This is a genomic window from Gemmobacter lutimaris (genome assembly GCF_003570715.1).
In the GTDB taxonomy this organism is placed as follows: domain Bacteria; phylum Pseudomonadota; class Alphaproteobacteria; order Rhodobacterales; family Rhodobacteraceae; genus Gemmobacter; species Gemmobacter lutimaris.
Map to the genome: position 1 here is coordinate 1 of NZ_QXXQ01000021.1, position 13,775 is coordinate 13,775.

Annotated in this window: 13 protein-coding genes; 10 read left to right on the plus strand and 3 right to left on the minus strand. The window is 60.8% G+C overall.

The genetic code is table 11. From position 1 onward, the window contains the following. Positions 1 to 659: 659 nt before the first annotated feature. A complete protein-coding gene (locus tag D2N39_RS20585; protein WP_119136658.1) occupies positions 660 to 1,316 on the minus strand; it encodes a LuxR C-terminal-related transcriptional regulator in 657 nt (218 codons plus the stop codon). A 228-nt stretch (positions 1,317 to 1,544) separates the two neighbouring features. Here D2N39_RS20585 and D2N39_RS20590 point away from each other — a divergent pair, with 228 nt between their 5' ends. Both D2N39_RS20590 and D2N39_RS20595 read left to right on the plus strand, forming a co-directional pair. Continuing rightward, positions 1,545 to 2,066 (plus strand): oxidoreductase, encoded by a 522-nt coding sequence (locus D2N39_RS20590; protein WP_147373528.1) that lies wholly within the window; start codon positions 1,545 to 1,547, stop codon positions 2,064 to 2,066. Between the two features lie 9 nt (positions 2,067 to 2,075). Next, a complete protein-coding gene (locus tag D2N39_RS20595) occupies positions 2,076 to 4,589 on the plus strand; it encodes a response regulator (RefSeq protein WP_119136660.1) in 2,514 nt (837 codons plus the stop codon). Here D2N39_RS20595 and D2N39_RS20600 read toward each other — a convergent pair. Then, the gene (locus tag D2N39_RS20600; protein ID WP_158589892.1) at positions 4,556 to 6,157 is read right to left on the minus strand and encodes an ATP-binding response regulator; all 1,602 of its coding nucleotides are present in this window, start codon (positions 6,155 to 6,157) and stop codon (positions 4,556 to 4,558) included. The genes D2N39_RS20595 and D2N39_RS20600 overlap by 34 nt on opposite strands. Positions 6,158 to 6,694: 537 nt before the next feature. Here D2N39_RS20600 and D2N39_RS20605 point away from each other — a divergent pair. After that, positions 6,695 to 7,099: a hypothetical protein gene (locus tag D2N39_RS20605; protein WP_147373530.1), complete on the plus strand. Its 405-nt coding sequence runs from the start codon at positions 6,695 to 6,697 to the stop codon at positions 7,097 to 7,099. Then, positions 7,092 to 7,286, plus strand: a complete 195-nt coding sequence (locus tag D2N39_RS20610) for a hypothetical protein (protein ID WP_119136663.1) — start codon at positions 7,092 to 7,094, stop codon at positions 7,284 to 7,286. Before D2N39_RS20605 ends, D2N39_RS20610 begins: the two co-directional genes overlap by 8 nt. 527 nt (positions 7,287 to 7,813) lie before the next feature. On the opposite strand, the gene D2N39_RS20615 is transcribed toward D2N39_RS20610, so the two are convergent. Further along, entirely contained in the window at positions 7,814 to 8,080 is a 267-nt protein-coding gene (locus D2N39_RS20615; protein ID WP_119136664.1) for a hypothetical protein, read from the minus strand. Here D2N39_RS20615 and D2N39_RS20620 point away from each other — a divergent pair. The 6 genes from D2N39_RS20620 to D2N39_RS20645 all read left to right on the plus strand — a co-directional run bounded on the left by D2N39_RS20620 (position 8,079) and on the right by D2N39_RS20645 (position 13,759). Further along, entirely contained in the window at positions 8,079 to 8,624 is a 546-nt protein-coding gene (locus tag D2N39_RS20620; RefSeq protein ID WP_119136665.1) for a hypothetical protein, read from the plus strand. The two genes, D2N39_RS20615 and D2N39_RS20620, sit on opposite strands and share 2 nt — an antisense overlap. Positions 8,625 to 8,636: 12 nt before the next feature. Beyond that, complete coding sequence (locus D2N39_RS20625; RefSeq protein WP_119136666.1) at positions 8,637 to 10,037, plus strand: CsgG/HfaB family protein; 1,401 nt, start codon at positions 8,637 to 8,639, stop codon at positions 10,035 to 10,037. Between the two features lie 131 nt (positions 10,038 to 10,168). Then, on the plus strand, positions 10,169 to 11,089 hold the full coding sequence (locus tag D2N39_RS20630; RefSeq protein WP_119136667.1) for a hypothetical protein: 921 nt from the start codon (positions 10,169 to 10,171) through the stop codon (positions 11,087 to 11,089). 80 nt (positions 11,090 to 11,169) lie between these two features. Beyond that, entirely contained in the window at positions 11,170 to 12,153 is a 984-nt protein-coding gene (locus D2N39_RS20635) for a hypothetical protein (protein WP_119136668.1), read from the plus strand. Positions 12,154 to 12,206: 53 nt separating this feature from the next. Further along, the gene (locus D2N39_RS20640) at positions 12,207 to 12,851 is read left to right on the plus strand and encodes a hypothetical protein (protein ID WP_119136669.1); all 645 of its coding nucleotides are present in this window, start codon (positions 12,207 to 12,209) and stop codon (positions 12,849 to 12,851) included. Then, on the plus strand, positions 12,848 to 13,759 hold the full coding sequence (locus D2N39_RS20645) for a hypothetical protein (RefSeq protein WP_119136670.1): 912 nt from the start codon (positions 12,848 to 12,850) through the stop codon (positions 13,757 to 13,759). The genes D2N39_RS20640 and D2N39_RS20645 overlap by 4 nt, the downstream gene beginning before the upstream one ends. The last annotated feature ends 16 nt before the right edge of the window (positions 13,760 to 13,775 follow it).

Consider the following 13,775-nt stretch of genomic DNA (forward strand, 5'->3'; position numbering starts at 1 on the left):
AAAAAAATACTTCCAGATAGGGAGGAAGCAGGGCGTGGGGCCATAAGATCGGCGGTCGCGCTGCGGAGGCCGAGGACTGCGGGGAAAAGGCGCAGGTGTTCTGCTTTGGGATGCGCCACGCCAAAGCAAGGGGGGGGGGGGGCGTAGGAAGGTTGCGCTTCACCCGAAAACCAAACCGAGCCAGCCTTCCGAGATTTTGGCCGCCGCCCCCCCCCCCCCCCCCCCACCCCCCCCCCCCCCCCCCCCCCCCTCGTTGATCGGCGCCGCGCTTACGGGCGGTTCTCTATTGATAGATTTACCCACCCTTAAGAATGTGAGCCAAGGCCGCCATATCTGGTTATAAGTCTGCAATGGAATCATGACCATGGAAGTGTGTGGCTCGGAATTGCGCGTGTGACTTGTGGTTCTGGGGGAGAATCTCAAGGTTAAAGTCGCGCAGGCTGATGTCGCCTTCTTTGGGTCTGGTTTCACGCGATAACATACTCAGGCTTCGGCCAGGTTTGTTATCGCACCTTTCCATTTGTCCGTCCTGGACAAACTGCGCTACCCTATGCAGTATTTATCGCAAAGGGTAGAACCCGCCCAACTGCGCAGGGAATTCATATTCCCTGCGTTTTTTTTGCGCGTGAGAGGCAAATAGAAATGCTCTCAATCTCGGGCTAGATTATGTCCTTAGATTGAGCAATTATTACAGCGTGGGTACGGTTATGCGCGCCGAGCTTTGTGAATATAGATCGCAAGTGCATTTTTACAGTCACTTCGCTAAGGCCCATTTCCCAAGCAATGATTTTATTGGTTTTGCCTGCCGCAACCAAGGTCAGAATTCTCAGCTCCCGCGGCGTAAGCGCCGCAGGGTTACGCTTGGCATCCAGATCCTTGGCGGCGCCTTCGCCAAATCCGATTAATATGTCTGACGGCAAGAAAATCTGCCCCGAGCGCACCAGGCGCAACGCGGCAGCAAGCGATTGCAATGGAAGTGTCTTCGGAATGAACCCCCGAGCACCATTCTGGATAGCGGACACTACAAAGTCGGGTCTTACACTCCCCGAAAAAATGACAACGGCCGTCTTGGTTTCAGCCTTGATGATATCAATCACCGACTCAAGGCCGATCATTCCAGGCATCAGCACATCCAGCATCACGATATCAAAGCCGCCAGGCGTTACAAGCGCCTCCTCCACGGCCTCCCGGCTATCCACTTTGGCGACCACGAACTCGCCCCCCGCCTGAAGCGTCGCACCAACTGCGTCACTCATCAGCCTGTGGTCGTCGGCGATCAAAATCTTGATCACATCCGTGGCTTGCATTGTTACCATTTGTGGATTTCCACTATAGTGATCTTCACTATTCTATATAAGGCTTCGGCCCTACGCACTACAGCGCACAGGGTAGTGCCGACAACCCTGCATCGCCCCAAATGGGGACAACTATCTAAAGATAGTTTGTCCGGACCATTTGTATATGGCAAGCTTTGGTATCCCAAGAAATCTTGATGTCTTGCCGGTCCAGCGTAGTTGTCAAGCGATCACATCGTAGGAGAAGCATTGGTTATGTGGTTGTCAAAGCTCAAATTTATCGGTCTGTGCCTCGCAACCTTGGTCTTCACCCAGGTCGCAGCGGACCTGCACGCTGCCACGACCGGGGACCCGGCAGATCAGGGCGTCCTTCTGCGTCTGGTCGGGCCCTCGGGTGAAGAACGCCAATTGACCATGGCCGATTTGGACGCGCTGCCACAACATAGCTTCACGACAGGCACGCTCTGGACCAGTGGCCCCAAACTGTATTCAGGACCGAGCCTGCACGACACCTTGGCGCTTGTCGGGATGACGGACGAAAGCAGCGTCATTGCGGTTGCCGCCAATGATTATCGAGTAGACTTCAAGCCCGGCGCGATCGAATCCGATGTTCCCATCATTGCAACTCGCATTGATGGCCAACTCTATGGCCTGCGCGAGCGCGGGCCACTTTGGATAATCTATCCTTTCGACTCAAATATCCGCTTCCAGACGGAAGTGGCTTATTCGCAAAGCATCTGGCAACTGGTCGAATTGCACGTTAGTCGCTGAGACGCTTTCATGAGTTTAATCAGTGCAAGTTTATCAGAGAGCAGCAAAAAGCTCAGACGAAGATGGGTGCTCATATTCTTTGTCGTAATTCTGCCATGCTTCATACTGCTGGCATTACAGACCCTTCTCATACTGAGAGGAAGCCAGCAATTCCGTTTCCAACAACTTGATAACGGAACATGGATAGTGGGGCAGCTGGAGGTTGATCACAAGAATCTCTTGATCAGTCTTTCATCCCTGCTGATCGAGCCACAGAAAAATGACGCCCCCCTGACGGATTTGCGCAGGGTTTTCGAGGTCTATTACAGCCGCATCGATGTGGTGCGTTCTTATATTGATCGCACCGTCAGCGGCCATGTCGAAGACAGCACGGCGCTGAAAAAGCAGCTTTCCGCGATCACAACCAATCTGGAGGAATTGGCAAGACGCATCGATTCCGCACAAACACTTGACCACGATGAAGTATTAAAACTTCTGATGACAGCGCGGGCCGCAACCAGCGACATACGGAACTTGGCCGTCGATGTCCTGATGATCGAGAACGAACACGCCCGTGACGAGCGCTTGGCCCATGATGGCCTCATCGAGAAGTTCATATTTATGAACGTGATCGTGATCGGCATCCTCGGATTGATGATCGCGCTTCTCCTTCTTGCCGAGCGCGATGCCCTGCGTCAGGCCGAGAAAATGGCACAGGTGGGAAGCATGCTCCGCAAGCTGGCCCATGCGTCGATTGACGGTATCGTGGTCTGCGACGACGACGGCAGAATACTGGAAATCAACCCTGCGATTGAACGCATGTTTGCCTATGACCGAAACACGGCCATCGGTCAGCATGTTTCAGACCTGTTTTCGCGTCACCGGGTCGGTGGCGGCGCACAAGCAAGCAGGAGCCTTTTGCGCCGTGTCAGCGGCCTTGGGCTTATGCAGGGGTTCGCACGGCGTTCCGATGGGTCCGTCCTGCCGGTGGAGTTCTCTGTCGTTGACGAAAAGGGCATTGATGGCGATCTGGTACATATTGGTTTCATTCGTGACATAACCCAGACCCTTGCTGAGCGTCGTCGCCTGCGGAGGGAACGGGGCAATGCTGCGGCGGAGGCAAGAGACAAGGCCCGGATCTTTTCGACCCTCAGCCATGAATTGCGCACGCCATTGCAGGTAATCGCCGCCGCACTGGCGCTCATGCGGGATCCGGCGCGAGGGGCAACCGACGAGGCCGTGCGAATAGCCGAGGCCGAAGTCGAGACGGCGCTTGACCAGATCGACCATGTGATCGGCGCTGCCCTGCCGACACCGCTGTCATCTGCAACATTGGTCAGCGGATTTGCACCAGTGCGTGAAATGACCGAGCTTTGCGACCGCATGCGCCTGCTGGCCAGCGCCCGCGGCCTTGAACTTGTGCTGAACCCGTCGGTTCCTGCCGGTCTGCGTGTAATGGGTTCCGCAGCAGCCTTCCGGCGGGCGCTGCGCCACCTGCTGAACAACGCCATACGCTTCAGCCATACAGGACGAATAGAGGTCCGCCTGATCGCGGAAAACCCCGGCTGGCTGCGTCTTGAAGTTGAAGACGAAGGCGTCGGCATATCGGATCACGAACAAGCCCGCATTTTCGATGACTTCATCCATTTCGGCGACCCGCTGGAAGATGGCAGCGGTCTTGGTCTGGGCCTTTCGGTCGTCCGCGATGCGGTTCGCCAGTTGAACGGCTCTCTGGGTCTGGCCAGCATCCTCGGAGAGGGTAGCGCTTTCTGGATCGAATTTCCGGCGCCGTCGCTCGATCCTGCGGAAGATGGGGCAAGCGCCCGTCTGCGGGTGCTGGTTGTGGATGACAATCCCGTCAACTGCAACATGGTCGCCCGCATGGTAACCAGCATTGGCCACATTGCCGACGAGGCAGGTTCAGGGCAGGAAGCTGTAGTGATGTCGGGGAACTGGCGTTACGATCTGATCCTGATGGACATCAACATGCCGGGTCTTGACGGGATCGCGGCCACCGCCCGCATCCGCGGCCATGGCCTGTCAAGGGAGGCCCGCATCGTCGGCGTGACAGCCAATGTGCATTCCCGCGACATAACCCGACTGGCGGAAAGCGGTATGGCCCCCGTTTTGATGAAGCCGGTCAGTATCGAGACGCTGACGGCCCTTCTGAATGGCGATAGCCAATGGACGCCCCTGCCTGAACCGCCGCAGCCAGAGACAGACACCGTGCAGGAGACACTCGCCCTTCTCCGCGAGGTGATCGGCTCCCCGCAGGTCGATCAGATCATCGTGGAGTTTCTGGACGATTGCGGTGCGCTGTTGTCTACGGACATCCCGGCGAACCGCACCGCCGCAGAATGGCGCGATTTTGGGGCACAGGCCCACCGATGCGCCGGAATGGCAGCTATCATCGGCGCCACAAGGATGCATCAGGGCCTTTGCAGGCTGGAATTCGCCGCCGAAGAAGCCGACCCGGAAGTTGTGGCTGCGGGGATCGGCGAATGCCGGATTTATCTGTCACGTCTGCGCGGATGCCTGCTGTGAGCAACCAGGTTCCGGCGCCCGAACAGGGAAGGCTCCGGGCCAAGCAGCTCGCTGATTTTTCTGGCCAGATGCACGCCTTTTTGCAGGGCTGCATCATAGCCGGAATTTCGGCAGACGCTGAGCAGATTTTCATCCAGATGCGCGGAATGGGCGACGACAAGCGGGCCGCCGGAAGATCGGCCACCTGTTTTTTCGCGCAGGTCAGATACAAAAGTGGCGGGGTCGAAATCAGGCATCCGCAAGTCTGTCAGGACCACTGCGGGCCATTCACCAGCGGGAATTCGTGAAAGCGCCGCCAGAAGCGCGTCAGCCCTGTGGAAACTCTGCGTCACCGCGCCCATCTCCCGCAATTGCTGTTCTATCAGATCGCGGATTGGTTCGCTGTCATCGACCACCCAGATGCGCCGGTTCCGCAGCAGATCTTGCCCTGAGTCGGGCGGAACGGCTTCCTCCATCGTCAACGACAGGCGGAATGTCGTGCCAGCACCGGGTTCGCTTACCATGGCGATCCGCCCGCCCAGAAACCGGACGAGCTGTCCGACCACGGCAAGACCCAGCCCTTGCCCCGCAACGCCGGCAGGATTGGACGATGCGCTGCGCTGGTGCGGCGCAAAGACCGCCCCCTGATCCATAGGCGGGATGCCGGGCCCGGTGTCGGAAATTACAATGGTGACCTGCCGCCGCCTGGCCTTGGCCGGGGTGGCCATGAGCGTCAGCGTGATCTCGCCTTCTTTCGTGAACTTTGCCGCATTGTCCATCAGGTTCATCAGGATCCGGAACAGGGCGGTGGGATGTGTCGTGACCCATACAGGGCAGGAACCCAGCGACAGTTTCAGATCATTCCCGTGCGCGTCGCACCGCAGGCGGTTCACCGCGGCCAGCTGCGTAAGGAACGACCGAAGCTCCACCACTTCCAAGGCAGGCAGAGCGTCATCCAGCAGGGCGTTCAATTGCCCCAGCGCCAGATTGGCGGCCCGCAACGTCGCCTGAACATCGCCCGAAACGGTCTTTTCACGCGTCGCTTCGCCGACCATCGCCTGGACCGCCCAAAGCCCGTTGCGCAGGTCGTGGCGCCGCATGTCCGCTTCCAGCATGGTATCGAAGCCAGAAGGCCGGCGCTGGTCCGACAAATCCGACGCAAGCCGCGCCGCGTATTGGCGCAGCACTGGCATCAGCACGGCAAACTGCACACCCAATAAGATCAGGACGACCCCCAAAGCAAAACCATGCCTGGTGCGCAGGAGCGGCGCAGGACGATCAGGGCGGACGTAAAGCAGCCAGAGCCGGGGCGACTCGCGCAACAATACAGCCTGTGTGCGAACAGGGCCGATGCCAGCCCCAACCGCCCAGGTTCCCGAACCGGACAAACTGCCCGAAAGCAGCCCATCGCGCAGCCAGAGCGGCAGTTCCGGCCGTCGTGGCGATACATCGGGGACGTTTTCAACGATGATCTCAAGGTCAGGCCCGATCATCGCAAACCATCCACCTTCTTCTGCAAGGCCACCGACCGCGGTGTGGAACGCCTGTCGCAGGCTGGCGCCTTCGGGCAGTGTGACGCGGCCGGGCAAGGGCAGGCCACCCTCGACGGCAACAGCCCCCAAAAGCGCGGTCTGGCGGATCGCCGTGTCAGCGGAAGTGCGTTCGGCCCGCAGCGCGAGCAGCCCGAAACCCGCTGCGGCCACCATCGCAGGCAGCAACAATACGGCAATCAGCCCCGGCAACATCAGGCGGTGCCCCCACTTCAAGTTCTTTCCCTGACGTCTGGACGGCCTCATTTCTGGAAACCTGCTCCTCTGCTCGATGTGGCAGGCATCTTCGACCCTCCCGAAACGGGTCTTTCACCATGGGAGGCATCGTTCAAGCCTTTAGGCGTAGAGTGATACCTAAAGATAGTTCTGTCCCGCCTTTCGACAATTGGCGCTGCGCGATTCAGTAAAGATATGAGTCGAAGGGAGCATGGAGCACGTCCCGGCATGACGACAAATAACGCAAGATATTCAGGCCTGAATTTCGCGGCTTCCACAGTCCGCTCGGCTTGGTCAGCATTCATGTCGCGGCCGGGTTCAACGGGTATGTCACATGTGCACCAGCCCAAACAGAGCCTCTTGGCCTGGCCAATCCATATCTTTGGCGTCGGCCCCGGACAGGCTGGAACGCTTATGGGATGGCTGACCGAACAGGGCATCATGGCGAAACGCCACCGCAAAGCGGACCCGTTGTCAGAGATCAATAAATTGCACGAAGGAAGTCTGCTTTTTATTGATCTGGATGCAATGGGTGGTATCGCTTTCGCAGCCGACCGCATTCTTGAACTCCGTCGGCGGAGAACTGATCTGGTTGTCGTTCTGATGTCGCGCGATTTTTCGGGTCATGACTTCTCGGCAGAACGCCTGCCGTTCGCGGATGCCTCATTGAAGCTGCCCTGTTCGTTTGCGGCAATTGAGGAAGCTGCCGCAGAAGCCAGACAAAACAACGCCCTATGGCGGAAACGTGGGATGAATCATGCCTGACAACGAAGAAGCCGGCATGTGGGTCAGTCTTTTCATGGCCGTCCCTCTCGCCCTTGTTTTCGCGCTCACCCATTTCTTCTGGATGGGGGGAACTGCCTTGGCTTCGCTACTTGTTTACGCGATCAGCGGAAACCTTCTGTTTGCAGCGCTGGCGTTTTCTGTCCGCCTATGGCGCAGCAGAAATTGAAAATCGCCCGTCTTTATTGATCCGCCGCTTTGGCGGTTTTTCCGTTTTGATTTCGCGCCATGAATTTGCGCAAAATCCAGTTGGCTCCCCCAGAACCTATCCCAAATGATCAATACACCCATCCCTTTGATAGCCTGTTGATCAAAGTCGATGCGTTTTATGTTTCAGAAGCGGTTAGCCGTGGAAAATAACGCAAATTCAGGATAGTAGATGTATTCCTATCGGGTTTCAGCAATAGGCGCGGCGGTCAGCGCGCTGGCCATCTCCGGTTGCACCGCGCCTGTGTCGCGGCACAGCAGCTATGACGTGACTCCGGTCTATTGCGTGCAGGCGCCTCCGGGTTATGTTATCTCGCAGGACAAATGGGATCCCTATCTCGTTCCCTGCCCGGCAGTTGCAGCGGCGCCGCTCAATCAAGTCGAAGCGGCGGCCACATCGGGTGGCGGCGGCGGAAGCAACCCCAACGACGGCACCAACAATGGCGGTGGCTCCAACAACGGGGGCGGGTCCCACAATGGGGGGTCGCATCACGGCGGCAGCGGCAGCGCCTCGGCCTCCGCGTCCAATGGCTCGACCAGTGCCTCGGCAACCGGCGCGCAGGGCGGCAGCGCCGCCAGCTCGGCGTCGGGCGGCAGCAGTTCGTCTTCGGCCGCTGGCGGTGGCAAGAATGATGGCGCTGCGGCCGCAGGCGCGTCAGAGGGCAGCAGCTCGTCTTCGGCCACGGGCGGCGGCGGTTCGGCCTCGGCGGGCGCTTCAGGCGGTTCGACCTCGGCTTCGGTGTCCGGCTGATCCATGCGCAGCGTTGCGATCCTCCCCCTCGTGGCTCTGGCCCTCGCCTGCGGCGCGGGCTCTTCCGCGCTGGCCCAGAACTATGCCAGCTCGGGTCAGTCGTGGTCGTCGTCCTACGGGTTTTCCTCTGCAACTGATCGCAGCCTGCGCCTGCAACAGGCGCAGGTCGTGCGCTCAGCCGAACAAGGGGCAGACCCGACCTCGGTCTACAACACGACCAATTATTACGACAATCGCTCCGGCTACATCGAAACCAATGCCACGGGCGATGTGACCGGCGATCAGCAGATCGGCGACCAGATTGGCCAGCAGACCTATTCGGTTGGCTCGTTGAACACCGGCAGCAACACGATAGAGGTGCACGGCAGCGGCAACGTGATCGACGCGGTCAATGCTGCGCGCACCAACGGGTGTGTCGATGGCTCCATCCGTGAGGTCAATACCACAACGGGCGGCACCGCCTGGGCCACGACTGACGGGTCGGCAAGCGCCGCAAGCGAGGTTTCCACCTCTGCCGCGACGGCCGCTGTCGATCCGATCTGCCAGTGACTGGATCGGCCGGTGTCGCGCAACCCCCTCCTCGCCCTGCTGCTTTCGACGTGTCTTGCGGGATGCCTTCAGGCGCCTGCCGGTTCGCGCACGCCGTCAGGTGTGGATGCGCCTTTGGTCAAGGGGCCGCCAATCACGGACATCACTACCGAATTCGACGATGCACTGGCCTGCCTGAACGGCGCAGTGCCGGAGGTGGTGACCTTTGCTGTCGGTCAGATCGCCGACAATACCGGCAAAGAACAATACGCCGATGGCGGCACCGGCAAACTGGTAACCCAGGGCGCGGGCGACATGGTGCAATCGGCTCTCTTCCGCGCCGGGCTGAGTGTCGTGAACCGCCGCGATCCCAATATCATCTTGGCCGAGAACAACTGGGGCATCCGCAACGTCAAGACCCAGCGCGCGGCGGATCTGTTCATTTCGGGCTCCATCAACAGTCTTGACTACATCCCCGGTGGCGGGGCCGAGGTCGAAATCGCGGGCATCGGCCCGCGTTATCGGCAGAACCGTATCCTCGTGGGGCTGGATCTCGCCCTGACATCGGCCAGCACGGGCGAAATCATCGCCAATGTGCCGCTGCAAAAGCAGCTTTTCGCTGAAGAGATGGGCTTTTCGGTCGGGCGCTTCTTCGGTGACACGCTGGTTTCGGCGGAAGCCGGTGGGATGGAGCGCGAGGCACTGCATTTCACGCTGCGCCAGATGCTGAGCTACGCGACCTTCGACCTTCTGGCGCAGGTGCTGCCCACATCGCAGGTGACAGAGTGCGGGCAGAAGATCAGCACCTTCTCGGCGGTGCCGAACGGCGTGCGGGGCAGCAAGGCGCGGGCGATGAAAGGCGTGATCGCCTCGGCGAGGATCGCGGCGCAACAGCAGCAGCAGGCGGAAGAGGCGCTGGCCGCCTCGGTCGCCGGTGGTAGTGCGCCGGCACCGGGGGCGGGGGCCCAGGCGCCGGGCGCGCCGGCCGGGGCGGGGGCCCCGAAGGCCACTGCGGCCCGGCCCGCACCCCCGCTGTCCGACGAGGCGCGCAAGCTTGCCAATTCGGCGACTTCTTATGCGGCACGGGCAATTTCCTCGGCCGATGGGGTGCTGAACGCCAAGACGATCGAAGAGGGCGAGGCCGCAGCGTCCGAGGCCGTGCGCTACATGACACTGGCGATTCAGGCGCTGCGCGCCGGCGCCACTGCCGGGCTTACCGGCCCCGAAGGCGATGCGGCGGCGACGGTGGTGGAACAGGCGATCAATGCCACCGAAGCGGCACAGAAGCTGATCGAAAAGCGAAAGGCCAAGGCGGCCGAGGGTGCGGCAACGAAAGATGCCAACCCGGCTCCGGTGCTGGCCCCCGCGCCGCAGGAAACCTCGCCCGACCCGGCGAAAGCCGATGACAAACAACTGGGAGGTGCCAAGCCATGACGCGCCCGCGCGCCCCCGACCCGAGTTCTGTTCCAGGCCCGACAGCCCGGAACGGAAGACAGCCGGCCCTCAAAACCCGGAAATCAACGCCTCCCAGAGGGAGGGAGGCAGGACAAACAGGAAAACCAGAGATGAAAAAACTCCTCGCCACCACGGCTCTTGCAGTGATCGCCATGTCCGGCGCCGCCTCGGCCCAGTCGGTTCTGGAGCGTGTGCTTAGCAGCATCAACGTCGACAACACCAACATGCTGCCGGTAACCGGCACCTTCGCCAACATCGCCGAAAACATCGCGGTGCTTCAGCCGACGACTTCTACGGTGTACACTAAAACTGATGGCTCCGTGATTTCGGCGGCCGACTATGAGGCCCTCAAGGCCTCAGAGGCCTACGAAACCTTCGCGACCGGATCGCTGTATTACAATTCGACGACTGGCGAGTATGTCACGAAGGCTCAATACGACGCTATGACAACTGCAGCGGCTGCCGGCTTTGCCGCAACCACTGCGGCTGTCTACCTCAAAGCTGATGGCACTTATGTCACCACGACGCCTACGACTACCTACAGCACCTATACGGCGAAGGTCATCGACGGTCCGGCACAGATCCTGAACAACATCGACGGTTCGATTACCAACACGATGACCGGCATTCAGGATGCGACCGCATCGGTTGGCACCGACGTGCTGGCGTTCAGCGAAGTGCAGGTAGATATCGGCGATCTGTCGACCACCGTTCTGGGTGCGGTCAACACCGGCGACATCACCCTGGGCGTGAACCAGGATGTGTCCGAGGCGATCTCGGGCACCTCGTCGGCGGTTTCGGCCTCGATCAACCAGCTGGGCGGTGTGACCGACCAGACCGCGCTGGTGCTGAACGTCGCCTCGAACGCAACCGACGTGATCGGTTCGGTGAACAACTCGTTCACCTCGCTCAACGGCTCCATCGGCAATGTGGCGACCACCGTTCTGGGCGCGGTCAACACCGGCACCATCACCTCGGGCATCAATGCCGCGGTCACGGGTGTGCAGTCGGGCATCATCGGCACCAACTGATCATCTGATCCCCGTTCTCCGCCGGTTTTGCCGGCGGAGATCACGCATTAAAGGCCTGTTTGGCATCTCAAGGCGTATCCATGAAAGCTCTAGCAGCAATCTCGGTCATTCTGACACTTGGTCAGGCGGGTGCGGCCTCGGCGCAATCGGTGCTAGAGCGTGTGCTGGGCGCCATCACGGACGACGGGATGTTGCCGGTGACCGGCATCTTCGCCAATATCGCAGGGAACATCAGCGGCCCGACGGTCCCCGGCACCATGACCGAGGGCGGCTGGACCGATGGTGACGGCGCCAGCATCACCGACCAGCAGATGCAGGATGCGTTCAACGCGGCGCAGGCGACATTCGTTTCGGACTACAACACCGCGCATTACATCGACTCGTATTCTTACGAGGATCCCTTCGACCCATGGATGTCCTTCACCCTGTATCGTTTCTGGATACGTCCGGCCACTGACGAATATCATGGCTACTACACGCTTGCAGAGGCGCAGGCCGCGCAGGGCGTCGCGGCAGCCGCCGCCCTTGCCGCCGACGCCCTGTTGTCGGATTTCACCACCTGGCAGGCCGCGACCTACAGCTATACCGAAGGCAGTGAGACCAGCCCGAGGACGCTGGTCAGTGCCATAGACGGCTCGATCTCGAACGCCATGACCGGCATCACATCCGCGACAGCCGCTGTGGGCGCCGATGTCCTCGCCCACAGCGACGTGCAGATCGATATCGGCGATCTTTCGACCACCGTTCTGGGCGCGGTCAACACCGGCGACATGACGCTGGGCGTGAATCAGGACGTCTCGGAAGCCATCTCGGGCACCTCGTCGGCGGTTTCCTCGTCGATCGCGCAGTTGGGCGGCGTGACCGACCAGACCGCGCTGGTGCTGAACGTGGCCTCGAACGCGACCGACGTCATCGGTTCGGTGAACAACTCGTTCGCTTCGCTCAACGGCTCCATCGGCAACGTGGCCACCACCGTTCTGGGCGCCGTCAACACCGGCACCATCATCTCGGGCATCAATGCCGCGGTCACGGGCACGCAGTCCGGGATCACCGGCATGAACTGAGGTTTCATTCCTTGCAGGAGCACCTCGGCCAGAGTCGCAGGTGGATAAAGACGATGCCACAGAAGCTGCAACAGGAACTGCAATGGGGGCGGTGTTTTCCGGCACTGGCCCTTGTTGCATTTTGCACCCCAGCCAGCGCCGGGAGCATTCTGGAGCGCGTGCTGGCGGACATCGCCGCCGATGCGCCCGTGGCGGGACAGACCGATGTGATGATGAACATCGCCGAAGTCGTGAATCCGGCGACGGACCCCAGCATTCTGAACAGGATCGACGGCTCCACCACGCTGGTATCGGGCGATCTGATGCTGCCTGCGGCGATTGGCTATAACACGGCGGCAAGCACAACCGCCGATCTGGTCTGGCGCGAGATCGACACGCAGACCATTGCATCGTCCAATACCGGCACAATCGAGGTTGCAAAGATCCTGCCCATAGCCCCGGTCGCAGTGCCTGAGGATATCGGGCAGGCGGGCACAGCGGCCGCGACCGGCGCAGCGCAGCCGGGTGGATATGCCGTGCTTCTGGGCAATCTGGCCGTGGCCACGACCACTGTGATCGGCTCCATCAGCCTGCGCACCGAAAACATCGCGAACAGCGGCGCCACGGTCGTCCAGCAAGCCACCAGTTCCATCGGCACCATCAACAGCGGCGGGATTACCTTGAAGATAACGCAGGACAGTGAAGGCGTGGCACAATGAGGTCTCGGTTCTGGCGGCTTAGCATCGGAACCGCACTGGCCCTTACGGCGGCACAGGGCGGGCAGGCCACCACGCTGGACCGCGTTCTGGGTCTGGTCAGCGCGATGGGTCCGTCACCGCTGTCGGGACTTTTCGTCAACATGGCTGAAACCATCGGCACCACGATCGACACCCCCCGCACCCTGCGCGCGGGCGACCGGGTGATCGTCGGTTATGCCAATGACGGAAGCCCGGTGCTTGCGCAGGCCGACAGAAGCGGCGTCACCGTCACCCCCGAGATGCAGGCGGCAATGACCAGCGGGCTGTCCGCCGGGCTGTATCCGCCGGGAAGCGCGCTTTACGCCCTGCCGCCGGCCGGACAGCTTTCGCTGTTTGAGGAAGCGCAGGACGCCCAGGAGCTTGCCTTCGCGCGCGAACTGATGATGACGCGGATCGACGGTTCGGTGCATGAGGTGCTTAGCGGCATCGTGCCGTCGGAAATGGCGGCAATCTACGTCATCGCCCCGGAGATCAGGCTGGGCGGCGTCATGGGCCGGGTGGAGACCACGGTGCTGGGAGCCGTGAATACAGGAGAGATTGTCTCCAGTCTCGCGGTGGGAGTTGATGCTGCCTCAGGCTATGGCGCACAGGTTGATCTGGCCATGGCGGGGATCAGTGTCGGAGCCAATCAGGCGCTGGACCGGGCCATCGCGGAAAGCAGCCGCGCCAGCAGTTTCCGCATGACCCAACTGGGTGGCTCGGCCGATGTGCCGGTGGCCATGCTGAACATGGCCAGCGCCGCGCAGGACATCACGGGCGCGGTTGAAATGCAACTGACAGCGCGCGGTCTGGCCGGTGGCGACACCGTAACCACCGTTCTGGGGGCTGTGAACGCCGGTCTGATGCGTTTGGTCGCCCAATCGCGCTGACGCCCCCCCCTTTGCT

Bases quoted from the DNA above. Each gene is read 5' to 3' on its own strand.
- D2N39_RS20585 (WP_119136658.1), bottom strand. From the start codon at position 1,316: ATGGTAACAATGCAAGCCACGGATGTGATCAAGATTTTGATCGCCGAC.
- D2N39_RS20595 (WP_119136660.1), top strand. From the start codon at position 2,076: ATGAGTTTAATCAGTGCAAGTTTATCAGAGAGCAGCAAAAAGCTCAGA.
- D2N39_RS20610 (WP_119136663.1), top strand. From the start codon at position 7,092: ATGCCTGACAACGAAGAAGCCGGCATGTGGGTCAGTCTTTTCATGGCC.
- D2N39_RS20620 (WP_119136665.1), top strand. From the start codon at position 8,079: ATGCGCAGCGTTGCGATCCTCCCCCTCGTGGCTCTGGCCCTCGCCTGC.
- D2N39_RS20615 (WP_119136664.1), bottom strand. From the start codon at position 8,080: ATGGATCAGCCGGACACCGAAGCCGAGGTCGAACCGCCTGAAGCGCCC.
- D2N39_RS20630 (WP_119136667.1), top strand. From the start codon at position 10,169: ATGAAAAAACTCCTCGCCACCACGGCTCTTGCAGTGATCGCCATGTCC.
- D2N39_RS20635 (WP_119136668.1), top strand. From the start codon at position 11,170: ATGAAAGCTCTAGCAGCAATCTCGGTCATTCTGACACTTGGTCAGGCG.
- D2N39_RS20640 (WP_119136669.1), top strand. From the start codon at position 12,207: ATGCCACAGAAGCTGCAACAGGAACTGCAATGGGGGCGGTGTTTTCCG.
- D2N39_RS20645 (WP_119136670.1), top strand. From the start codon at position 12,848: ATGAGGTCTCGGTTCTGGCGGCTTAGCATCGGAACCGCACTGGCCCTT.